Here is a 21,384-nt window from a genome sequence, read left to right as displayed (position 1 = left end):
GCTTCTTCTCGACGAGACGGTCAAGTGCTGTCATGCACGTGATCCTCCCGTACGCGGCGCAGCCCCGGGGCTCGGGGGCTCATCGGGTGCGTATCCGGACGGTTTTCCACAGCTTTTCCGCACCCCCTTGTCCCGACCGATCGTTCGGTTACTCTAACTCTGTTGGCTCGCCCCTGCCCAGCCCAGGAGGAGTTGGTCCCCCATGGCCGCCGCCGAACTCACCGCGCACGACCTGATCGCCAAGCACCGGCCGACGCTCGACCAGACGCTGGTGACGATCCGTACGCGCGCGTACTGGTCCCCGCACCCGGAGCACCCCAAGGCGTATGGGGAGAACGGGAGCCTGAGCATGCCCGAGGGCAAGGCCGCCTTCGACGCCCTGCTCGGCACCCGACTCGACCTCGGACAGCCCGGCACGGACGAATTCGTGGGCGGTGAAGTGTCGCCGTACGGGATCGAGTTGGGCGTGACGTACCCGCACGCCGACATCGACGTGCTGCTTCCGGCCATGCGCGCGGGCATGCGCGCGTGGCGCGAGGCGGGCGCCGAGGTGCGCGCGGTGACATGTCTGGAGATCCTGGCCCGGATCAGCGCGCGGACGCACGAGTTCGCGCACGCGGTCATGCACACCAGCGGCCAGGCCTTCATGATGGCGTTCCAGGCTGGCGGACCGCACGCGCAGGACCGCGGCCTGGAGGCGGTGGCGTACGCGTACGCGGAGCAGGTGCGGACCCCGGACACCGCGGAGTGGTCCAAGCCCCAGGGCAAGCGCGATCCCCTGGTCCTGGCCAAGGAGTTCACCCCGGTGGCGCGCGGCGTCTCCCTGCTGGTCGGCTGCAACACGTTCCCTACGTGGAACGGGTATCCGGGCCTGTTCGCCTCCCTGGCCACCGGCAACCCGGTCCTGGTGAAGCCGCACCCGCGCGCGGTGCTGCCCCTCGCGCTCACCGTGCAGGTGGCCCGCGAGGTCCTCTCCGAGGCGGGCTTCGACCCGAACCTGGTGGCGCTCGCTGCCGAGCGGCCCGGAGAGGGCATCGCCAAGGCCCTGGCCGTACGCCCCGAAATCAAGATCATCGACTACACGGGGTCCACGGCCTTCGGTGACTGGCTGGAGACGAACGCCCGGCAGGCTCAGGTCTACACGGAGAAGGCAGGCGTCAACACGGTCGTGATCGACTCGACCGACGACTACAAGGGCATGCTGGCGAACCTGGCGTTCTCGCTGTCCCTGTACAGCGGCCAGATGTGCACCACGCCGCAGAACCTCCTGGTGCCGCGCGCGGGCATCACCACGGACGAGGGCCCGAAGGCGTACGACGAGGTGGTGGCCGACCTCGCGAAGTCGGTCGGTGGCCTGCTCGGCGACGACGCCCGGGCGAACGGACTGCTGGGCGCGCTGGTCAACCCGGACGTGAAGGCCCGGCTCGACGCCGCCCCCGGCATCGGCGAAGTCGCCCTGCCATCACGGGAGATCAGCAACCCGGACTTCCCCGACGCCGTGGTCCGTACGCCGGTGATCGTGAAGCTGGACGGAGCGCGGAAATACTGGGACGGGGCGGACGCGGAAGGCGCCTACATGAGCGAGTGCTTCGGCCCGGTCTCCTTCGCGGTCTCCGTCGACTCGACCGGTGACGCGGTGGACCTCCTGCGCCACACGGTGCGCGAGAAGGGCGCCATGACGGTCGGCGCTTACACCACCTCCAAAGAGGTGGCCCGCGCCGTCGAGGACGTCTGTCTGGAGGAGTGCGCGCAGCTCTCGCTCAACCTGACGGGCGGGGTGTACGTGAACCAGACGGCGGCGTTCTCCGACTTCCACGGCTCGGGCGGCAACCCCGCAGCGAACGCGGCCCTGTGCGACGGCGCCTTCGTGGCGAACCGCTTCCGGGTGGTGGAGGTACGGCGCGCGGCCGCCTAGGGGGCCTGGGTGCTGTGTGCGCTCCAGTGGAAGAGCGTCATGCCGACGCTGGTGGCCAGGTTGTAGCTGGATACCTGCGGCCGCATCGGCAGCGACACCAACTGGTCGGCACGCGCGCGTAGTTCGGCGGAGAGGCCGCTGCGCTCGGACCCGAAGGCCAGCAGGGCGTCGTCGGGCAGCTTCAGGCCGCGGATGTCCGCGCCCTCGGGGTCGAGCGCGTACAGCGGCCCGCTCGGCAGTTCGTCGACGTCGAGCCGCTCGACGGCGGTCGCGAAGTGCAGCCCTGCCCCGCCCCGTACGACAGTGGGGTGCCAGGGGTCGAGGTCACCCGTGGTGACGACACCGGTGGCGCCGTAGCCGGCGGCGAGACGGATCACGGCGCCCGCGTTGCCGAGGTTGCGCGGGTTGTCGAGCACGACGACGGGGCTGGTGCGTGCTGGCCGCCCAAGCGCGGCGAGGTTGTCGGCCCGCGCGGGGCGCCCGGCGAGCGCGGCGACTCCGGTGGGGTGCAGCCGCGGTACGAGCCCACGCAGCACCTCCTCCGGAACCTCCACGAGGAGCCGCTCCAGGTCCCCCGCGACATCGGGGGCGAGCTCGTCGGCCAGGGCGAGCGCACCGGCCGGGTCGACGGCGAGCGCCACCGGGACGTCGGCGCCGAAGCGTACGGCGTGCTTGAGGGCGTGGAATCCATCGAGCAGCACCGCGGAGTCCGCGAGCCGCCGCCAGGCACGCACGGCGTCCTCGGCGGCCCCGTTCCCCGCGCTCTGTGGGCGCTCCGGCCGCTCGTCCCGCATGCCGCCCGCGCCGTCCGCCGTACTCGTCCCGTTCACGGCAGGAAGCCTACGTGCGCACGGCCGCCTGCTCCGCCGGCACCGGTTCGCCGTCGGCCTCCGCGAGACGGTCGGGCTCGACCTCCGCCTTCGTAGAGGAGAAAACGCGACCACGCGTGCGTGCCGCCCAGCCGCCGACGCGCACCAAGAAGGACGTCGGCAGGAACACCGCGTCCGCGGCGATCATCGCGAGCGAGAAGAACGGCAGCCCGAGCACGACGGCGATGACCGCGTGCTCCAGCATCATGAACACCAACAGGACATTCTTGAGGCGCCGGTTGAAGACGGTGAACGGAAAGGCGACCTGGACGACCACGGTCCCGTAGGTCACGAGCAGCACCATCGGGCCATACGTGGTCAGCAGGTCGCCCAGGGCGGGCCACGGCGAGAAGTAGTCCAGGTGGAGCGGGTAGTAGACCGCGGTGCCGTCCTGCCATCGGCTGCCCTGGATCTTGTACCAGCCCGCCGTCGCGTAGATCAGACACGCCTCGACCATCACCACGAGCAGCCCGGCGTTGTGCATGAGGTTGGTGACGACGTCGCACAGGAGTCGGGAATCGCCCTGCGGATCACGGCGGTTCACGGACCACCACACCGCTTGGGCCGCCCACATTCCCCAGAAGAACAGCAGCCAGCCGCCGCCGACCTTCCCGGTGAACGTCATCGCGGCGAGCAGCAGCCCCATGACCCACCACAGCACGATGCCGAACCGGTCCTCGGCCCCGCGACGCGCCCGGCGGGCGTCCAGCGACCAGACCTGCCCGCACCGCGTGAAGACGAGGTAGATCGACATGAGGTGGATGACGTTGTCGCCGCCGTCCCCCATGAAGACGCTGCGGTTCTGCAGGGACAGCACACCGATCATGAAGATGACCGACATGGTGCGGGTGCGCCAGCCCACCATCAGGAGCGCTGACGACACCACGGCCACTATGTAGACCAGTTCGAACCAGGCCTGCCCGTCGGACCACATGAGCGCGGTGAACGCGTGGTTGTCCTCGGTGAGCTGTTGCGCCATGCCCCAGCTCCACGGCCCGTCGGGGCCGTACATCTCCTGCCGGTGCGGGAACTCGCGCAGCAGGAAGAGCAGCCAGGTCGCGGAGAACCCGATGCGGATCACGGCGCTCTGATAGGGGCCGAGCGCGGCCCCGGTGATCTTCTGGAGACCGTCGCTCAGCCGCTGCTGCGCTCGGCTCATGGGACCCGTGCTGTCCATGGGGCGCATGTCGCTCATGGGGCGCGTGTCGCTCATCGGTCACCACCCGCCGGGGCCTGCAGGCGCACGCGCGTGCCGCTGTCGAGCGGTGCGTCGCTCGAGGTGACCGTCCACCACGGCACCACCCGGTACGCCGGTTTCTGGTCCACCTTCTCGTCACTCCACTTCGGGGACTCGACCGCGGTCGTCATCGAGCGGATCTGCACGCGCTCGATCTGCTCGCCCTTGCCCGCGGCCCCGAGCCGGTCGAGGCGCAGCACGAGGATGCGGCGGAGGTACTGCTCGGACAGGGTGCCGCGCAGACCATTCGGCCGGTTCTGCGCGTCGTGGGTGCCCGTGTAGACGTCCCAGGCGCGGCGCAGCTCGTTCTGCTGGGTGTGGCTGGGCAGCAGGTTCCCGTCGATGGCGGCGCCGTCCTGCGCGGACAGGCCGTACCAGCGGGTCGCGCGCAGCTCGCCGTCGGTCGTGCGCAGCTCGGCGCGGGCCTGCACCGCGATGTTCTGCTGCAGCGGGTTGGGCGCGAACAGCTTCCAGTTCTGCTCGAACTCCGGGTAGACCCACGCGCCGACGAGCGCACCGTGCTGCTTGCTGATCGTGTTCGACGGCGCGACGTGCAGGAACACCATCAGGATGTGGACGCAGGTGAAGAGCGCGACACCGATGAGCGCGAGAACGGCGGTCAGCTGATAACCGGGGGAGAGCGCCGCGATCCCACGTCGCTCGGGCACCTCGGACCGCCCCTCGCCCGACTCCGGTCCTGACGGCTCTGACGGCTCTGACGATCCCGGTGACGAGGGTCCCGACGGCTCGGGCAGGCGGGGTCCCGGCGGAGCCGATGGCTCCGTCGTGAGCCGGGCGCCCTCGTCCGCGGCGCCTGCTTCTGTCTCCATCGGTGCTCCCCGATCCCGATCCGGTCTGGCGGTCCCCGACCCATCCGCCGAGCGAACCGTACTGGGGAGCGCCCGCACGGCACAGTCGTCCGAGGTTATCCACAGGCCGCCCGCACAGGGTTGACACCTTACGGCGCCGAGACCCACCATTGAATCCGACGAACCGAACGATCGGTCGGGAGCTGGTGAGGCCCCCGGTCCGAGGTCGGGCAACCAAGGTCGAGGGGGACCGGGCATGGCGACAGCAACCCCGCAGCACCGCACAGCCGAAGCAGGGGCGGACGGCGCCGCCGAGTCGGCCGACGCCGCGTTCCAGGCCGTGTTCGACGCGGCGGTGGCAGCGGACGAGCGCATCGAGCCCCGCGACTGGATGCCCGACGCCTACCGTGCGACGCTCGTGCGCCAGATCGCCCAGCACGCCCACTCCGAGATCATCGGCATGCAGCCGGAGGCGAACTGGATCACGCGCGCCCCCTCGCTGCGCCGCAAGGCGATCCTGATGGCGAAGGTCCAGGACGAGGCGGGGCACGGCCTCTACCTCTACAGCGCGGCGGAAACGCTCGGCACGGGCCGCGACGAGCTGCTCGACAAGCTGCACAGCGGTCGCCAGAAATACTCCTCGATCTTCAATTACCCGACGCTGACCTGGGCCGACGTCGGAGCGATCGGCTGGCTCGTGGACGGCGCGGCGATCACCAACCAGGTGCCGCTGTGCCGCTGCTCTTACGGTCCTTACGCGCGGGCGATGGTGCGGGTCTGCAAGGAGGAGTCCTTCCACCAGCGCCAGGGATACGAGCTGCTGCTCGCGCTCAGCCGCGGCACCGAGGCCCAGCACGCGATGGCCCAGGACGCCGTGGACCGCTGGTGGTGGCCGTCCCTGATGATGTTCGGGCCGCCCGACGACGAGTCCGCGCACTCCGCGCAGTCCATGGAGTGGAAGATCAAGCGGCACTCGAACGACGAGCTGCGCCAGCGCTTCGTGGACATCTGTGTCCCCCAGGCCGAGTCCCTCGGACTCACACTCCCCGACCCGGAGCTGAGGTGGAACGAGGAGCGGGGGCAGCACGATTTCGGCGCCATCGACTGGTCGGAGTTCAAGGCAGTCCTCAAGGGCGACGGGCCGTGCAACGAACAGCGCATCACCCAGCGCAAGCGTGCCCACGACGAGGGCGCGTGGGTGCGCGAGGCCGCCGCGGCCCACGCGGCCAAGCACTCCCCGGCGGCTTCCGGGGCGACGCGAGAAGGCAGGGCGGCATGAGCGACACCCCGAGCAGCGCCTCCGATACCGGTACCGGCACCGGCTCCCCCGGCGCCGATTCCTCCGGCACCGCGGACTGGCCCCTGTGGGAGGTCTTCGTGCGCTCCCGCCGCGGCCTCTCCCACACGCACGCCGGCAGCCTGCACGCCCCGGACGCGGAGCTGGCACTGCGCAACGCGCGCGACCTCTACACCCGTCGCGGCGAGGGCGTCTCCCTGTGGGTCGTGCCGTCCGCGGCGATCACCGCCTCCTCGCCGGACGAGAAGGACCCGTTCTTCGAGCCCGCCGCCGACAAGCCCTACCGGCACCCGACGTTCTACGAGATCCCGGAAGGGGTGAAGCACCTGTGACGCGCCCTGGGACGACGCAGCCTGATACGACGCGGCCCCGCACGCACGGCACGGCCGACACCGCATCCGCCGCCGTGGCCCTCGGTGACGACGCTCTGGTGCTCTCGCACCGTCTGGGGGAGTGGGCGGGCCACGCACCGGTCCTCGAAGAGGAGCTGGCCCTCGCGAACATCGCGCTCGACCTGCTCGGCCAGGCCCGCGTCCTACTGAGCCTGGTGGGCGACGAGGACGAGCTGGCGTACCTGCGCGAGGAGCGCGCCTTCCGCAACGCGCAACTGGTCGAGCAGCCGAACGGGGACTTCGCCCACACCATCATCCGGCAGCTCTACTTCTCGACCTACCAGCAGCTCCTGTACGCCCAACTGGCCGAGACAGACTCCGAGTTCGCTCCACTGGCCGCCAAGGCGGTCAAGGAGGTCGCCTACCACCAGGACCACGCCCGGCAGTGGACGCTGCGCCTCGGGGACGGCACGGAGGAGAGCCACACACGGACGCAGCACGCGGTCGACGCGTTGTGGCGGTACACCGGCGAGCTGTTCCAGCCGGTTCCCGGCCTGGGGTTCAACCCGCAGATATTGCAGGCCAGTTGGACCTCGACCATCGCCGGCACGCTGCGGGAGGCGACGCTGACCGTGCCCGAGGGCCCGCAGCTCGGCGCCTGGAGCGCCGGGGCCGGCCGGCAGGGCGTGCACACCGAGTCCTTCGGCAGGATGCTCGCCGAGATGCAGCATCTGCACCGCAGCCACCCGGGGGCGTCATGGTGACCACGGCGCACACCTACCAGGGCCCGCGAGCCGGGGACCAGCAGGAGACCCCGCTCGAAGCCGAACTGCGCGGGTTGGCCGGTTCCGTGCCCGACCCCGAGCTGCCCGTCCTGAACCTGGAGGAGCTGGGCGTGCTGCGCGCTGTGCACCTGCACGGGCCCGGCCGCGTGGAGGTCGAGCTGAGTCCCACGTACACCGGCTGTCCCGCGATCGAGACGATGTCGGCGGACATCGAGCGGGTGCTGCACGAGCACGGGATCCCCGAGGTCACCGTCCGCCCGGTACTCACCCCGGCCTGGTCGACGGACGACATCACTCCTGAAGGCCGCCGCAAGCTGCGGGAGTTCGGCATAGCGCCGCCGCGCACCACCCGCGCACCGGCGGACCCGGTCACGCTCTCCCTCGGCCCCACCCGGCACGCCGCCGCCCCGGCCACCGCGGAGCCCATCGCCTGCCCGCACTGCGGGTCGACGGACACCGAACTGCTGAGCCGGTTCTCCTCCACCGCCTGCAAGGCGCTGCGCCGCTGCCTGTCCTGCCGCGAACCCTTCGACCACTTCAAGGAGTTGTGATGGCGCACGAATGGGGACGGGCCCGATTCCACCGGCTCCGCGTCGCGGCGGTGGACCGACTCACCGACGACTCCGTGGCACTGACCCTCGCCGTACCGCCCCCGCTGCGCGAGGCGTACCGCTTCACTCCGGGGCAGCACCTCGCCCTGCGCCGCACCGTGGACGGAGCGGAGATCCGGCGCACGTACTCGATCTGCTCGACCGCCCCGGCGGACGAGGGACCGAGCAGCCTCCGGGTCGGCGTGCGCCTGGTCGACGACGGCGCCTTCTCCACGTACGCACACAAGGAGATCGCCGTCGGTGACGAGCTGGAGGCGATGACCCCGGCCGGCCGCTTCACCCTCGACCCGAGCCCCACCGCAGCCGACACCGGCTCCGCGCCCGCAGCCACCACCGGCCACTACGTCGCGGTGGTCGGCGGCAGCGGCATCACCCCGGTCCTGTCCATCGCCGGCACCCTCCTGGACCGGGCACCGCACGCGCGGTTCTGCCTGATACGCAGCGACCGCAGCACCGCGTCGACGATGTTCCTGGAGGAGGTCGCCGACCTGAAGGATCGGTACCCGGACCGGTTCCAGCTGGTCACCGTGCTCTCCCGGGAGGATCAGCAGGCGGGCCTGGCGTCCGGTCGGCTCGACCAGGAGCGGCTCACCGAGCTGCTGCCCGCACTGCTGCCGGTGGAGCGGGTGGCGGGCTGGTACCTGTGCGGACCGTACGGGCTCGTGCAGGGCGCCGAGCGGGCGCTGCGCACACTCTGCGTACGGCGCGAGCGCGTCCACGAGGAGATATTCCACGTCGACGAGGGGCCGGCCCGGGACCGGCAGGCCGCACCGGCGCCGGCATTCGCGCCCGCGCACAGCACGGTGACCGCGCAGCTCGACGGACGTTCGGGCAGCTGGTCCGTCCAGGACGGCGAGTCCCTCCTGGAGGCCGTGCTGCGCAACCGACCGGACGCGCCGTACGCCTGCAAGGGAGGCGTGTGCGGGACCTGCCGCGCCTTCCTGGTCTCGGGGGAGGTCCGCATGGACCGGAACTTCGCGCTGGAGGCGGAGGAGACCGAAGCGGGTTACGTGCTGGCCTGCCAGTCGCATCCGACCACGGAGAAGGTGGAACTCGACTTCGACCGCTGAGCCGCTGAGCCTCCGAACGCGCAGGGCCTGCTGTTCGCTGTTCCCTTCTCGTAGAACCTGTTCTATCTTGACGCCCCGTCAGATCACGGACGCGGTACGGCAGGACCGGTAGGAATGACAGGACCGGCAGGACCGGCAGGAACGGGAGGCAGGGCCAGTGGACTTCACCTTCTCCGAGGAGCAACAGGCGGCCGTCGAGGCGGCGCAGGCGGTGTTCGGGCCGGTCGCGCCGGACAGCGTGCCCAGTCCCTCACTCACCTCGGGCGCGGTCGCCGAGGACTTCGACCAGGCGCTGTGGGCGAAGGCCGCCGACGCCGATCTGCTCAGCCTGCTGATCGGCCCCGAACTCGGTGGAGCGGGACTCGACGTCATCGCGCTCTGCCTGGTGCTGCGCGAATCGGCCAAGGTCCTCGCCCGGATCCCGCTCCTTGAACACAGCGCGGCCGCCACGGTCGTACAGGCCTGCGGCAGAGCGGAGTTGCGGCAGGAGATCCTCCCCCGCGCCGCGCGCGGCGAACTCGTGCTGACCGTCGCCTCCGCGGGCCACACCGGGCACGACCCTGCCGAACTGGCGGTGACCGCACGCAAGGAGCCCGCCGTGGGGCCGGACGCCGGACCGGACGCCGGACCGGGCACCTGGGTGCTCGACGGCGTGCAGACGGCCGTGCCCTGGGCCTTCGGCGCCGACCGGATCCTCGTCCCGGCCCACACCGGCGAGGGCGAAGCGGTGCTGGCGGTGCTCCCGGGACCGTTCGCCGACGTACCGGGGCTCACACTCGCCGAGCAGATATCGACGACCGGCGAGCGGCAGGCCGAGCTGCGCCTGGACGGCGTGCGCGTCGAGGCACCGCACCTCATCGAGGACGCCAGGGCCTGGCCGCGCCTGCACGACCTGCTCGCCACCGGCACCTGTGCGCTCGCGCTCGGCCTCGGTGAAGGCGTGCTGAAGATGACCAGCGACTACGCGGGCAAGCGCGAGCAGTTCGGTTACCCCATCGCCACGTTCCAGGCCGTGGCCGTGCAGGCCGCCGACCGCTATATCGACCTGCGCGCCATGGAAGCCACCCTGTGGCAGGCGGCCTGGCGCATCAGCAGCGAGGCGAGCGGCCCGCTACCGGTCGCGGGAGACGTGGCGGTCGCCAAGACCTGGGCGTCCGACGGCGTGCGACGTGTCGTGCAGACTGCACAGCACCTGCACGGCGGCTTCGGCGCGGACACGGACTACCCGCTGCACCGCTATCACGCGTGGGCGAAGCACCTGGAGCTCTCGCTCGGCCCGGCCGCCGCCCACGAGGAGGCACTCGGCGACCTACTGGCGGCGCACCCCCTCGGCTGAGCGGGCCCGTCCGAAGAGAAGCAGGCCCGTCCGAAGAGATCCGGAGAGATCCGGAGAGATCCGGAGAGATCCGGAGAGATCCGGAGAGAAAGGCCTCAGGCCACGGCGCCCGGCTGCCCGTTGTCGTCCACGACGGCGCGGCCGGCCGCCTCCCAGGCCTGCATGCCCCCGTCGACGTTCACCGCGTCGACGCCCTGCTGAGCCAGGTACATCGTCACCTGGGCGGAGCGCCCGCCGGAGCGGCAGATCACGTTGACGCGGCCGTCCTGCGGCGCCGCCTCGGTCAACTCGCCGTAGCGGGCGACGAATTCGCTCATCGGAATGTGCAGCGCACCCGCCGCGTGACCCGCCTGCCACTCGTCGTCCTCACGGACGTCGAGGAGGAAGTCCTCTTCCTTGAGCTCGTCGACAGCGACCGTGGGCACACCAGAACCGAAAACCATGCCCCCGACGCTACCCTCTCGGACCCCGGGACTCAGGACGCGGTCAGCCGCTCCAGCTCGGACTCACGCTCGGCGACCTGTGCAAGGAGCTTCTCGCCGATCTCGTCGAGCAAGGTGTCCGGGTCGTCGGGCGCCATCCGCAGCATCGAGCCGATCGCGCTCTCCTCCAGCTCCTGCGCCACCGCCGTGAGCAGTTCCTTGCGCTGCGCCAGCCACTCGAGGCGGGCGTACAGCTCCTCGCTCTCGGTCGGCTGCTGCTCGGGCGGCTTGGGACCCGCGGCCCACTCCTCGGCCAGCTCGCGCAGCAACGCCGCGTCACCCCGGCCGTACGCCGCGTTCACCCGGGAGATGAACTCGTCGCGCCGCTCCCGCTCACTGTCGTCCTGCGCCAGGTCCGGGTGCGCCTTGCGGGCCAGCTCGCGGTAGAGCTTGCGCGCCTCCTCGCTGGGCCGTACCCGCTGCGGCGGCCGCACCGGCTGATCGGTCAGCATCGCGGTGGCCTCGGGGAACAGTCCGTCCCCGTCCATCCACCCGTGGAACAGCTCCTCGACGCCCGGCATCGGCATCACCCGCGCCCGCGCCTCGTCGGCCCTGCGAAGGTCCTCCGCGTCACCGGTGCGGGCCGCCGTCGCCTCCGCGATCAGCGCCTCCAGCTCGTCGAGCCGCGTGTACATCGGCCCGAGCTTCTGGTGGTGCAGGCGCGAGAAGTTCTCCACCTCGACCCGGAAGGTCTCCACGGCGATCTCGAACTCGATCAACGCCTGCTCGGCGGCGCGCACGGCCCGCTCGAGGCGCGCCTCCGGCCGCTCCGCGCTCCGCTCTTGGGCCCGCTCGTTGAGGCGTTCCTTCAGGCGGTCCTTGAGGCGCTCCCGAGGTTGCTCCTCCGGCCGCCCTGCCGCATCGTCGGTCTCCGGGGTCGTCACACGACCAGCGTAGGGCACGGTGTTGACCGCACCCGAACGGCAACGGCAACGCCCCTGATCGACGAAGCCCGGCGTAACCCGACGACCCGACGCAACCCGACCCAACCCGCCGAAGCCCTACGAAGCCGCCCCCGCACGGGCGAAGCCATCCCGCACTGCCGCCACCGCCCGCTCCTCACAGACGCCCCGCCTCAAACGCCCGCCTCCGCCGCCACCCGCCCCTCACGCACGGCCCGCACAAGGTCCCCGTGGTCGGCCTCGGTCCGGTCCGCGTAGGTGACGGCGAACGCGGCCACCGCCTCGTCCAGCTCCTCGTTCTTGCCGCAGTACCCGGCGACGAGCCGCGGGTCGGCGCTGTGCGCGTGGGCGCGGGCGAGCAGGGCGCCGGTCATCCGGGCGTAGTCGTCGATCTGGTCGGCGGCGAGGGCGGCCGGGTCGACGCTGCCCTTTCGGTTCCTGAACTGCCGGACCTGGAAAGGACGTCCGTCGACCGTGGTCCAGCCGAGCAGGATGTCGCTGACGACCTGCATCCGCTTCTGCCCGAGCACCACCCGCCTGCCCTCGTGCTCGACGGGCTCCGCCGCGAACCCGGCCGCCGACAGGTGCGGGAGCAGCGCTGAGGGCCGCGCCTCCTTCACCTGCAGCACCAGCGGCTCGCCCCGGTGGTCGAGGAGCAGCACCACGTAGGAGCGGGTGCCGACGCTGCCGGTGCCGACGACGCGGAAGGCCACGTCATGGATCGCGTACCGACCGAGCAGCGGCAGCCGGTCCGCGGACAGTGTGTCCAGATAGGGGCCCAGCGCGCTCGCGACGGCCGCGGCCTCCGCGTCGGGCACCGAGCGCAGCACCGGCGGCGCGTCCACGAACCGCCGTCCGCCGCCTTCCACCGCGACCGTGGACTTGGCCGCGTACCGTCCGCTGGTGTTCTTGCTGGCCTTCTCGGAGACCCGCTCCAGGGTGCCGAGCAGATCGCGGGCGTTCGCGTGGGAGACCAGTTCCTCGTCGGCGATCGCGTTCCACGCCTCCAGGACGGGGAGTTTCGCGAGGAGCCGCATGGTGCGCCGGTAGGCGCCGACGGCGTCGTGCGCCGCTTCCTTGCAGGTGTCCTCGTCGGCCCCCGCCTCCCGGCCGGCGAGCACGAGCGACGTGGCGAGCCGCTTCAGGTCCCATTCCCAGGGGCCGTGCACCGTCTCGTCGAAGTCGTTGAGGTCGATGACGAGGCCGCCGCGCGCGTCCGCGTAGAGGCCGAAGTTGGCCGCGTGCGCGTCACCGCATATCTGGGCGCCGATGCCGGTCACCGGCGTGCGCGCGAGGTCGTACGCCATCAGGCCCGCGGAGCCGCGCAGGAACGCGAAGGGGGTGGCGGCCATCCGTCCGACACGGATCGGCGTGAGCTCGGGGATCCGGCCGCGGTTGGACTCCTCGACGGCGGCCGGTCCGTCGGGCCGGTCCGGGTCCGCCGCGAAGTCGCGGTGCGCGCTCCGCGGCACCTGCCCCCGCAGCGCCTTGCCCGCCGCCTTGGGCGTGCCGCCCGAGCCTCCCGCGGGCTCCGCGAACCCCGGCACCCGCGGCAGCCGCCGCGCCCCTGCCTCCGCGGACTTCCGCGTCCCGCCCTGCCGCGGCACCGCCACGTGATCCGATCCGCCCACGTCCGACCGCCTCCCCCATGCCGTGCCTCTGCCGTGCCTCGTATGTGATCGGTCACGACCGTACCGCCGGGCCGGAAAACCCGTCAGGGCCTGTGGAAAACCCTCAGCACGTGCACAACTCGCTCACTCCACGGGCCGGTTGCTCCCAGAACTCGAACCCCGGCCGTCACTTCCAGCCGTCACTTCCGGCCGTCACTTCCGGAACTCCTCCGGACACGTCCCGCCCTCGGCACCCAGATATGTCCCGGCCCAGTCGCCCAGCTCCCGCAGCGAAGGCTGCAGCGCGGCGCCCGCCGCCGAGAGCCGGTACGAGACGCGCAACGGCGGCCCTTCGTCGACCTGCCGTACGACGAGGCCGGCCGCGCCGAGCTCGGTCAGCCGGTCGGAGAGCATCCGCTCGCTGATGCCCGGAATGGCCCTTCGCAGGTCCGCGAAGTGTCGGGGGCCGCCCATCAGGACGGACACGATCAGCCCCGTCCAGCGCTTGCCCAGCAGTCCGAAGACGCGCGTCATGCCGATGTCGACCGTCGAACACCCGTGGGGTTCTTGGGTCACGGCGCCTCCCGCACACGCCTCGCTCATGTCTTCCCCGTTGCCCACCATGCCTCCAGGGTACTGCGTTCTCGTATGGGGGTGAAAAAAAGTAAGTACCTGTGCTATTAATAGTTACATACTCAATTACGGCTCCCTCAACCCTCGGGGGCGCCCTCAACCCTCACGGGAGAGAACCATGGCCACCCTGCTCCACATCGACTCCTCCGTCTTCGACGGCCAGGCCTCCGCGTCCCGCGCCGTCACGGACGCCTTCCGCAAGGCCTGGGAGGAGCAGCACCCGGAGGGCACCGTCGTCTACCGCGACCTGGCCGCGGCCCCGGTGCCGCACATCACCGCCGAGGCCCACGTGGCCGGCTTCGTCCCCGCCGACGCGCACACGCCGGAGCAGGCCGCCGCCTTCGCCGAGCGCGTCAAGCTCATCGAGGAGCTGGAGCAGGCGGACGCCATCCTGATCGGCGCCCCGATGTACAACTTCTCGATCCCCTCCACGCTGAAGGCGTGGCTGGACAACGTCATCCTCATGGGCCGCACCTCGGGCCCCGAGACCCAGTCCGCCAAGGGCACCCCGGTCACCGTCGTCGCCAGCCGCGGCGGCTCCTACGCGCCGGGCACCCCGCGCGAGGGCTTCGAGTACGTGCAGAACTTCCTGGGCGCGACCCTGCGCGACGGCCTCGGCCTCGACCTGGACTTCATCGTCCCGGAGCTGACGATGGCCCCGCAGAACCCGGCGATGGCCGAGCTCGTCCCGCTCTACGAGGCCTCCCGCGCCAAGGCCCTCACGGACGCCGAGGAAAAGGGCAAGACGCTCGCCTCCCGCTTCGCCGCCTGAGCACGCGCGACCACGCGCGCGTAGTGAGCGTGACATAACCCACAGGGCCCCACGACCGACCGGTTCGTGGGGCCCTGTGGGCATGCGCACCCACCTGTGGCGGGCAACTTTGTCGAGCAACGCAAAAGCCCCGCAGATCCAAGGATCTGCGGGGCTTTTCACTGTGCGCGAGGGGGGATTTGAACCCCCACGTCCCGAAGGACACTGGCACCTGAAGCCAGCGCGTCTGCCGTTCCGCCACTCGCGCAATCGAGTGTGTCTTCCGAACTCTGCGCCCTTTCGGGCCCGGCGCCTTCCGACGAACAAAACATTAGCACGCTGCAGACGGCGGATTCACATCCGTTCAACCGGCCCCCCACCGGGCATCCGGAGCCGGATCGCCCACAGCCCACAGCCGCGTACGGGACACTGTTCAGAGGCCACCTCTACGATCCCCAGACAAGGGGCCCGGTTGAGGGGCTGTGAGCGTCGACACTCATCGAGCAGGCGGACAGGGGGAACCAGCCGATTTCCCGACGCGTGGATACGATCAGTAAGCAGTACCAAGCAGGCAGGACCGCAAAGAAGGAGGAGGTGCCCCATGGGAGTCCTGAAGAAGTTTGAACAGCGCCTCGAGGGGCTGGTCAACGGCACCTTCGCCAAGGTCTTCAAGTCCGAGGTGCAGCCCGTCGAGATCGCCGGGGCGCTGCAGCGCGAGTGCGACAACAACGCCACGATCTGGAACCGCGACCGGACGGTCGTCCCCAATGACTTCATCGTGGAACTCAGCGCGCCCGACTACGAGCGCCTGAGCCCCTACTCGGGGCAGCTCGGTGACGAGCTGTCAGGCATGGTGCGCGACTACGCGAAGCAGCAGCGCTACAGCTTCATGGGCCCCATCAAGGTGCACCTGGAGAAGGCGGACGACCTGGACACGGGTCTGTACCGGGTACGCAGCCGCACCCTCGCGTCCTCCACCAGCCAGGACAGGCCGGCACAGCAGCAGCGCCCCGCCCCGGCCGCCCGGCCGAACCAGGCGCCCGGTGGCTACGGATACCCGCAGCCCACCGCGGCCCCGCCGATGCCCTCCGCCCCGCCGCCGGCCCGTCCGGCGCAGGCATCCCAGCCGGCACCCGCGGCACAGGGACAGCAGCCCGACGCGGGCCCGCTGCCCGGCGCCCGCATGCGCCACTGGATCGAGATCAATGGCTCACGCCACCAGATCTCCCGCGCCACCCTCGTGCTCGGCCGGTCCACCGAGGCCGACGTGCGGATCGACGACCCCGGCGTATCGCGCCGGCACTGCGAGATCCGGACCGGAACGCCCTCGACGATCCAGGATCTCGGATCCACCAACGGCATCGTGGTGGACGGGCAGCACACCACCCGCGCTACGCTCCGCGACGGCTCGCGGATCGTCGTGGGCCAAACCACCATCGTTTATCGGCAAGCCGAAGGGTGAAGCGGGGGCAATGTCAGAGCTGACCCTGACGGTCATGCGGCTGGGTTTCCTGGCCGTTCTGTGGCTGTTCGTGATCGTGGCCGTCCAGGTCATCCGCAGCGACCTGTTCGGTACGCGCGTCACCGCACGCGGCTCGCGCCGTGAAAGCGGGCGCGCGCAACAGGCCGCACGACAGGCCGCTGCGCCTCCGCAGCAGCGGCAACAGCAGCAAGGGGGCGGCGGCCGCCAGCGGCGCGGTGCCCCCACCAAGCTGGTCGTCTCCGAAGGCACGCTCACCGGTACGACGGTGGCGCTGCAGGGGCAGACGATCACGCTCGGCCGTGCGCACGACAGCACGATCGTGCTCGACGACGACTACGCGTCGAGCCGGCATGCCAGGATCTACCCGGACCGGGACGGCCAGTGGATCGTCGAGGATCTCGGGTCCACCAACGGCACATATCTCGACCGGACCCGCCTCACGACGCCCCAGCCGATTCCGCTGGGCGCGCCGATCCGCATCGGCAAGACCGTCATCGAGCTGCGGAAGTAGTGCTACGTCATGAATGAGCGCGAGCGGGCCGACGCGGACGTCCGGGCCCTTGCTGCCCCGGACCCCGGCGCGCTCCCGACCGGAGGGTGGGCAGTGTGGTTCGACACGACCGGCTGTACCCGGAGTCTGAGCCGGCTGGGCAGGTGCGCATGAGTCTGTCACTGCGCTTCGCCGCCGGATCACACAAAGGCATGATCCGCGAGGGCAACGAGGACTCCGGCTACGCCGGCCCCCGACTGCTCGCGATCGCCGACGGCATGGGCGGCCAGGCCGCCGGTGAGGTCGCCTCGTCCGAGGTGATCTCCACCATCGTCGCGCTCGACGACGACGTGCCCGGGTCGGACATCCTGACCTCGCTCGGCACCGCCGTGCAGCGGGCCAACGACCAGCTCCGGATGATGGTCGAGGAGGACCCCCAGCTCGAGGGCATGGGGACCACCCTGACCGCGCTGCTGTGGACGGGCCAGCGGCTCGGCCTCGTACACGTCGGCGACTCGCGCGCGTACCTGCTGCGCGACGGCGTGCTGACGCAGATCACCCAGGACCACACGTGGGTGCAGCGCCTCGTCGACGAGGGCCGCATCACGGAAGAGGAAGCCACCACGCACCCGCAGCGCTCGCTGCTCATGCGCGCGCTGGGCAGCGGCGACCACGTCGAACCCGACCTCTCCATCCGTGAGGTCCGGGCCGGCGACCGGTACCTGATCTGCTCCGACGGCCTCTCCGGCGTCGTCTCCCACCAGACGATGGAGGAGACCCTCGCCAGCTACCAGGGCCCGCAGGAGACGGTCCAGGACCTGATCCAGCTGGCGCTGCGCGGCGGCGGACCCGACAACATCACCGTGATCATCGCGGACGTCCTCGACATCGACAGCGGGGACACCCTCGCCGGTCACCTCTCCGACGCCCCCGTGGTCGTCGGCGCCGTCGCCGAGAACCAGCAGGCGCTGCACGAAGGCAGCGCGATGGAGACCCCCGCGGGCCGCGCCGCCGGACTCGGCCGCCAGGCCACCGGCGGATCCCCCGGCGGGGGCGGCGAGTTCGGTCCGCCTGACAGCGGCGCCGTGGAGGGTCTCTCCTACTCGGACGAGGACTTCGTGAAGCCGCGGCCCCGCCGCAGGTGGCTCAAGAGATCCCTCTACACGGTGCTCGCGCTGGCCGTCATCGGCGGTGGCCTCTACGGCGGCTACCGCTGGACACAGACGCAGTACTACGTAGGCACCAACGAGGCGCACGTGGCGCTGTACCGCGGCATCAGTCAGGACCTCGCCTGGGTGAGCCTGTCCAACGTCGAGAAGGACCACCCGGAGATCCAGCTCAAGTACCTGCCGCCGTACCAGCGCAAGCAGGTCGACGCGACCATCGCCGAAGGTGACCTGGCCGCCGCCCAGGACAAGATCCAGGAACTGTCCGCGCAGGCCACCGCATGCGAGAAGCAGGCCGCACGGGACAAGGCCGAGAACGAGAAGAACGCGAAGACCGGCGAGGGCGAAGCAGGCGGAACCTCCACAGGAGGCACGGCGTCCCAGGCGTCGTTCCGCACCGACACACCCACGCCGAACCCGTCGTCGTCCGGCAAGTCCAAGACCTCTCCCACGCCCACCCCTGGCCCCACTCTTTCCGAGGAAGAGCAGCAGCTGGCCAAGGCGTGCGCACAGCAGTAGAAGCCGTTGGGGGCCTCAGCACGCCATGAGTAGTAACTCCACGACCCATACGTCGACCATTGGAGCGATCGGAGCACCCAGCCGACGCAACACCGAGCTGGCACTGCTCGTGTTCGCCGTGATCATCCCGGTGTTCGCGTACGCCAATGTCGGCCTCGCCCTCGACGGCGAGGTCCCCACAGGCCTGCTCGGCTACGGTCTTGGCCTCGGCCTGCTCGCGGGCGTCGCCCACATCGTCGTACGGAAGTTCGCGGCGTATGCGGACCCCCTGATGCTGCCGCTGGCCACCCTGCTCAACGGGCTCGGCCTGGTGGTCATCTGGCGGCTCGACCAGTCGAAGCTGCTCCAGTCGATCGACCAGGCGGGCAGCGCCGCGCCGAAGCAGCTGATGTACACGGCCATGGGCATCGCGCTCTTCATCGTCGTGCTGATCTTTCTCAAGGACCACCGCGCCCTGCAGCGCTACACCTACATCTCCATGCTCGGCGCCGTGATCCTGCTGCTGCTCCCGCTGGTTCCCGGCCTCGGCCAGAACATCTTCGGCGCGCGGATCTGGATCAACATCGGCGGATTCTCCATCCAGCCCGGTGAGTTCGCGAAGATCGTGCTCGCGATCTTCTTCGCCGGCTACCTGATGGTGAAGCGGGACGCCCTGGCACTCGCCTCACGCCGCTTCATGGGCCTGTACCTGCCGCGCGGCCGCGACCTCGGACCGATCCTCGTCGTCTGGGGGATCTCGATCGTCATCCTGGTCTTCGAGACCGACCTCGGTACGTCGCTGCTGTTCTTCGGAATGTTCATCATCATGCTGTACGTCGCCACCGAGCGGACCAGCTGGATCGTCTTCGGTCTGCTGATGTCCGCGGTCGGCGCCGTCGGTGTGGCCACGTTCGAGCCGCACATCCAGCAGCGCGTCGACGCCTGGCTCGACCCGATGAAGGAGTACATGCTCAGCCAGCAGGGCGTGGCAGGCCACTCCGAGCAGGCGATGCAGGCACTGTGGGCCTTCGGTTCCGGCGGCACCCTCGGCACCGGCTGGGGCCAGGGCCACTCCGAGCTCATCCGCTTCGCCGCGAACTCCGACTTCATCCTCGCCACCTTCGGCGAGGAGCTGGGCCTCGCAGGCCTGATGGCGCTGCTGCTGATCTACGCACTGATCGTGGAGCGCGGCGTACGCACCGCGCTCGCGGCCCGCGACCCCTTCGGCAAGCTGCTCGCCGTCGGCCTGTCCGGCGCCTTCGCGCTGCAGGTCTTCGTCGTCGCCGGCGGTGTCATGGGACTCATCCCGCTGACCGGTATGACGATGCCCTTCCTCGCGTACGGCGGCTCCTCCGTCATCGCCAACTGGGCGCTCATCGGCATCCTGATCCGGATCAGCGACACCGCGCGGCGGCCCGCGCCGAGCCCCACGCCAAGTCCCGACGCCGAGATGACCCAGGTGGTCCGACCGTGAACAAGCCCCTGCGCCGCATCGCGATCTTCTGCGGACTCCTGGTCCTCGGCCTCCTGATCCGCGACAACTGGCTCCAGTACGTGAAGGCCGACTCGCTCGCCTCCGACAAGGACAACCGTCGCGTCGCCATCGAGCGGTACTCGACGCCGCGCGGCGACATCATCGTCGACGGCAAGTCCATCACCGGCTCCAAGGCGACCACCGGCACCGACCTCAAGTACAAGCGGACCTGGAAGGACGGGCCCATGTGGTCGCCCGTCACCGGCTACGCCTCGCAGGTCGTCGGCGCCAGCCAGATCGAGAACCTCGAGGACGGCATCCTCAGCGGCAACGACGACCGCCTCTTCTTCCGCAACACCCTCGACATGATCACGGGCAAGCAGAAGGAGGGCGGCAACGTCGTCACCACCCTCAACGCCGCCGCGCAGAAGGCCGCCTACGACGGCCTGAAGAACCGCGGCAAGGGTGCCGTCGCCGCCATCGAGCCGTCCACCGGCAAGATCCTCGCGCTCGCCTCCACGCCGTCGTACGACCCCTCGTCCTTCGCCGGGAACTCCACCGACGACAGCAAGACGTTCACGGACCTCGACAAGGACAAGGACAAGCCGCTCCTGAACCGCGCGCTGCGCGAGACGTACCCGCCGGGTTCGACGTTCAAGCTGGTGACGGCCGCGGCCGCGCTGGAGAGCGGGAACTACGAACCGGACCAGAAGACGGACACCCCGCTGCCGTGGACCATGCCGGGCACCACGACGCCGCTGCCGAACGAGGGCAACATCCCTTGCAAGAACGCGACACTGCGGGTCGCCCTCAAGGTCTCCTGCAACACCGTCTTCGGCAAGATCGGCTCTGACCTCGGCAACGACGCGATGCGCGAGGAGGCCGACAAGTTCGGCTTCAACAAGGAGCAGTTCATCCCGGTCCGCTCGAACGCGTCGAACTTCGACGACGACATGAACAAGTCGGAGACCGCGCTCTCCTCGATCGGCCAGTTCAACACCGCCACGACGCCGCTGCAGATGGCGATGGTCGCTTCGGCGATCGCCAACGACGGCAAGCTCATGGACCCGTACATGGTGGACGAGCTGAAGGCCCCGAGCCTCGACACCATCGACAAGACGGACCCGAAGGAGCTGAGCCGGCCGCTCACCGAGGAGAACGCGCAGAAGCTCCAGTCGATGATGGAGACCGTCGTCAACGACGGAACGGGCTCCAACGCCAAGATCGACGACGTCACCGTCGGCGGCAAGACCGGTACCGCCCAGCACGGCGTCGACAACAGCGAGAGGCCGTACGCCTGGTTCGTCTCCTACGCCAAGACGGACTCCGGTTCGCCGGTGGCCGTGGCCGTGGTCGTCGAGGACAGCGCGGCCGGCCGCCAGGACATCTCCGGCGGTGGCCTGGCCGCGCCGATCGCGCGAGACGTGATGAAGGCGGTAGTGGACAGCAAGCAGTGACTCGAGAGACCCCGGCTTCACCGCCCCTTGTGAGCCGGGTCACTCACCGTTCACATAGACGCACGTGGCGATACCGGTCCTGTCACGGGTCACGGTGGCGGCCAGGTCACGCTGGGCAAGCCGGGTACGGTATGCCCGGACAGCACACCGGCAGCGCCCGCACGGGACGGTCGGGAC

20 protein-coding genes and 1 tRNA gene are annotated in these 21,384 nt (G+C 70.4%); 13 read left to right on the top strand and 8 right to left on the bottom strand.

The window, feature by feature from the left end:
* Nucleotides 1-202 precede the first annotated feature (202 nt).
* Nucleotides 203-1,915, top strand: coding sequence for a phenylacetic acid degradation protein PaaN (gene paaN, locus ACWD2L_RS07555; protein ID WP_351337272.1), 1,713 nt, complete (start codon nucleotides 203-205; stop codon nucleotides 1,913-1,915).
* Here the strand turns inward: paaN and ACWD2L_RS07550 are convergent.
* From ACWD2L_RS07550 to ACWD2L_RS07540, 3 genes are read right to left on the bottom strand one after another with little or no spacing between them, the layout of a single operon-like run.
* Nucleotides 1,912-2,709 carry a TrmH family RNA methyltransferase gene (locus tag ACWD2L_RS07550; RefSeq protein ID WP_351337364.1) on the bottom strand — a complete coding sequence of 266 codons (798 nt, stop codon included), beginning with the start codon at nucleotides 2,707-2,709 and terminating at the stop codon, nucleotides 1,912-1,914. The genes paaN and ACWD2L_RS07550 overlap by 4 nt on opposite strands.
* A gap of 46 nt (nucleotides 2,710-2,755) precedes the next feature.
* Nucleotides 2,756-3,997 carry an HTTM domain-containing protein gene (locus ACWD2L_RS07545; RefSeq protein WP_451187796.1) on the bottom strand — a complete coding sequence of 414 codons (1,242 nt, stop codon included), beginning with the start codon at nucleotides 3,995-3,997 and terminating at the stop codon, nucleotides 2,756-2,758.
* Nucleotides 3,994-4,689, bottom strand: coding sequence for a DUF5819 family protein (locus ACWD2L_RS07540; RefSeq protein ID WP_451187794.1), 696 nt, complete (start codon nucleotides 4,687-4,689; stop codon nucleotides 3,994-3,996). Before ACWD2L_RS07540 ends, ACWD2L_RS07545 begins: the two co-directional genes overlap by 4 nt.
* 397 nt (nucleotides 4,690-5,086) lie before the next feature.
* Between ACWD2L_RS07540 and paaA the strand changes: the two genes are divergently transcribed.
* From paaA to ACWD2L_RS07510, 6 genes are all read left to right on the top strand, one after another.
* The gene (gene paaA / locus ACWD2L_RS07535) at nucleotides 5,087-6,109 is read left to right on the top strand and encodes a 1,2-phenylacetyl-CoA epoxidase subunit PaaA (RefSeq protein WP_351337278.1); all 1,023 of its coding nucleotides are present in this window, start codon (nucleotides 5,087-5,089) and stop codon (nucleotides 6,107-6,109) included.
* Nucleotides 6,106-6,459: a 1,2-phenylacetyl-CoA epoxidase subunit PaaB gene (gene paaB, locus ACWD2L_RS07530; protein WP_351337281.1), complete on the top strand. Its 354-nt coding sequence runs from the start codon at nucleotides 6,106-6,108 to the stop codon at nucleotides 6,457-6,459. Before paaA ends, paaB begins: the two co-directional genes overlap by 4 nt.
* On the top strand, nucleotides 6,456-7,223 hold the full coding sequence (paaC, locus tag ACWD2L_RS07525; protein WP_451187790.1) for a 1,2-phenylacetyl-CoA epoxidase subunit PaaC: 768 nt from the start codon (nucleotides 6,456-6,458) through the stop codon (nucleotides 7,221-7,223). The genes paaB and paaC overlap by 4 nt, the downstream gene beginning before the upstream one ends.
* Nucleotides 7,217-7,795: a 1,2-phenylacetyl-CoA epoxidase subunit PaaD gene (paaD, locus tag ACWD2L_RS07520; RefSeq protein ID WP_351337284.1), complete on the top strand. Its 579-nt coding sequence runs from the start codon at nucleotides 7,217-7,219 to the stop codon at nucleotides 7,793-7,795. Before paaC ends, paaD begins: the two co-directional genes overlap by 7 nt.
* Nucleotides 7,795-8,925 carry a 1,2-phenylacetyl-CoA epoxidase subunit PaaE gene (gene paaE, locus ACWD2L_RS07515; protein ID WP_351337286.1) on the top strand — a complete coding sequence of 377 codons (1,131 nt, stop codon included), beginning with the start codon at nucleotides 7,795-7,797 and terminating at the stop codon, nucleotides 8,923-8,925. The genes paaD and paaE overlap by 1 nt, the downstream gene beginning before the upstream one ends.
* 157 nt (nucleotides 8,926-9,082) lie before the next feature.
* Nucleotides 9,083-10,261: an acyl-CoA dehydrogenase family protein gene (locus ACWD2L_RS07510; RefSeq protein ID WP_351337289.1), complete on the top strand. Its 1,179-nt coding sequence runs from the start codon at nucleotides 9,083-9,085 to the stop codon at nucleotides 10,259-10,261.
* A gap of 95 nt (nucleotides 10,262-10,356) precedes the next feature.
* On the opposite strand, the gene ACWD2L_RS07505 is transcribed toward ACWD2L_RS07510, so the two are convergent.
* From ACWD2L_RS07505 to ACWD2L_RS07490, 4 genes are all read right to left on the bottom strand, one after another.
* Nucleotides 10,357-10,686, bottom strand: a complete 330-nt coding sequence (locus tag ACWD2L_RS07505; RefSeq protein ID WP_266718725.1) for a rhodanese-like domain-containing protein — start codon at nucleotides 10,684-10,686, stop codon at nucleotides 10,357-10,359.
* A 50-nt stretch (nucleotides 10,687-10,736) separates the two neighbouring features.
* The gene (locus ACWD2L_RS07500) at nucleotides 10,737-11,555 is read right to left on the bottom strand and encodes a J domain-containing protein (protein ID WP_351337377.1); all 819 of its coding nucleotides are present in this window, start codon (nucleotides 11,553-11,555) and stop codon (nucleotides 10,737-10,739) included.
* 263 nt (nucleotides 11,556-11,818) lie between these two features.
* Nucleotides 11,819-13,258 carry a DUF2252 domain-containing protein gene (locus ACWD2L_RS07495; protein ID WP_351337379.1) on the bottom strand — a complete coding sequence of 480 codons (1,440 nt, stop codon included), beginning with the start codon at nucleotides 13,256-13,258 and terminating at the stop codon, nucleotides 11,819-11,821.
* 210 nt (nucleotides 13,259-13,468) lie between these two features.
* Nucleotides 13,469-13,858, bottom strand: a complete 390-nt coding sequence (locus tag ACWD2L_RS07490; protein WP_351337382.1) for a winged helix-turn-helix transcriptional regulator — start codon at nucleotides 13,856-13,858, stop codon at nucleotides 13,469-13,471.
* Between the two features lie 148 nt (nucleotides 13,859-14,006).
* On the opposite strand from ACWD2L_RS07490, the gene ACWD2L_RS07485 reads away from it, so the two are divergent.
* Nucleotides 14,007-14,660, top strand: coding sequence for an FMN-dependent NADH-azoreductase (locus ACWD2L_RS07485; RefSeq protein ID WP_351337291.1), 654 nt, complete (start codon nucleotides 14,007-14,009; stop codon nucleotides 14,658-14,660).
* Between the two features lie 164 nt (nucleotides 14,661-14,824).
* Here ACWD2L_RS07485 and ACWD2L_RS07480 read toward each other — a convergent pair.
* Nucleotides 14,825-14,907: transfer RNA gene (locus ACWD2L_RS07480), tRNA-Leu, on the bottom strand.
* Between the two features lie 333 nt (nucleotides 14,908-15,240).
* Here ACWD2L_RS07480 and ACWD2L_RS07475 point away from each other — a divergent pair.
* The 5 genes from ACWD2L_RS07475 to ACWD2L_RS07455 all read left to right on the top strand — a co-directional run bounded on the left by ACWD2L_RS07475 (nucleotide 15,241) and on the right by ACWD2L_RS07455 (nucleotide 21,207).
* Entirely contained in the window at nucleotides 15,241-16,101 is an 861-nt protein-coding gene (locus ACWD2L_RS07475; RefSeq protein ID WP_351337294.1) for a DUF3662 and FHA domain-containing protein, read from the top strand.
* A gap of 10 nt (nucleotides 16,102-16,111) precedes the next feature.
* Nucleotides 16,112-16,633, top strand: coding sequence for an FHA domain-containing protein FhaB/FipA (locus tag ACWD2L_RS07470; protein WP_351337297.1), 522 nt, complete (start codon nucleotides 16,112-16,114; stop codon nucleotides 16,631-16,633).
* Nucleotides 16,634-16,782: 149 nt separating this feature from the next.
* The gene (locus tag ACWD2L_RS07465; RefSeq protein ID WP_351337300.1) at nucleotides 16,783-18,297 is read left to right on the top strand and encodes a Stp1/IreP family PP2C-type Ser/Thr phosphatase; all 1,515 of its coding nucleotides are present in this window, start codon (nucleotides 16,783-16,785) and stop codon (nucleotides 18,295-18,297) included.
* Nucleotides 18,298-18,322: 25 nt separating this feature from the next.
* A complete protein-coding gene (locus ACWD2L_RS07460) occupies nucleotides 18,323-19,750 on the top strand; it encodes an FtsW/RodA/SpoVE family cell cycle protein (protein WP_351337302.1) in 1,428 nt (475 codons plus the stop codon).
* Nucleotides 19,747-21,207: a peptidoglycan D,D-transpeptidase FtsI family protein gene (locus ACWD2L_RS07455; RefSeq protein WP_351337305.1), complete on the top strand. Its 1,461-nt coding sequence runs from the start codon at nucleotides 19,747-19,749 to the stop codon at nucleotides 21,205-21,207. The genes ACWD2L_RS07460 and ACWD2L_RS07455 overlap by 4 nt, the downstream gene beginning before the upstream one ends.
* The last annotated feature ends 177 nt before the right edge of the window (nucleotides 21,208-21,384 follow it).

It is taken from the genome of Streptomyces sp. NPDC002754 (assembly GCF_053592315.1).
Note: the sequence above shows the minus strand (reverse complement) of the source record. Positions and strands in the feature narration are given on the sequence as shown.

Bases quoted from the DNA above. Each gene is read 5' to 3' on its own strand.
- paaD (WP_351337284.1), top strand. From the start codon at position 7,217: ATGGTGACCACGGCGCACACCTACCAGGGCCCGCGAGCCGGGGACCAG.
- ACWD2L_RS07485 (WP_351337291.1), top strand. From the start codon at position 14,007: ATGGCCACCCTGCTCCACATCGACTCCTCCGTCTTCGACGGCCAGGCC.
- ACWD2L_RS07470 (WP_351337297.1), top strand. From the start codon at position 16,112: ATGTCAGAGCTGACCCTGACGGTCATGCGGCTGGGTTTCCTGGCCGTT.
- ACWD2L_RS07545 (WP_451187796.1), bottom strand. From the start codon at position 3,997: ATGAGCGACACGCGCCCCATGAGCGACATGCGCCCCATGGACAGCACG.
- paaN (WP_351337272.1), top strand. From the start codon at position 203: ATGGCCGCCGCCGAACTCACCGCGCACGACCTGATCGCCAAGCACCGG.
- ACWD2L_RS07490 (WP_351337382.1), bottom strand. From the start codon at position 13,858: ATGAGCGAGGCGTGTGCGGGAGGCGCCGTGACCCAAGAACCCCACGGG.
- ACWD2L_RS07550 (WP_351337364.1), bottom strand. From the start codon at position 2,709: ATGCGGGACGAGCGGCCGGAGCGCCCACAGAGCGCGGGGAACGGGGCC.
- paaE (WP_351337286.1), top strand. From the start codon at position 7,795: ATGGCGCACGAATGGGGACGGGCCCGATTCCACCGGCTCCGCGTCGCG.
- ACWD2L_RS07475 (WP_351337294.1), top strand. From the start codon at position 15,241: ATGGGAGTCCTGAAGAAGTTTGAACAGCGCCTCGAGGGGCTGGTCAAC.
- paaB (WP_351337281.1), top strand. From the start codon at position 6,106: ATGAGCGACACCCCGAGCAGCGCCTCCGATACCGGTACCGGCACCGGC.
- ACWD2L_RS07460 (WP_351337302.1), top strand. From the start codon at position 18,323: ATGAGTAGTAACTCCACGACCCATACGTCGACCATTGGAGCGATCGGA.
- paaA (WP_351337278.1), top strand. From the start codon at position 5,087: ATGGCGACAGCAACCCCGCAGCACCGCACAGCCGAAGCAGGGGCGGAC.
- ACWD2L_RS07465 (WP_351337300.1), top strand. From the start codon at position 16,783: ATGAGTCTGTCACTGCGCTTCGCCGCCGGATCACACAAAGGCATGATC.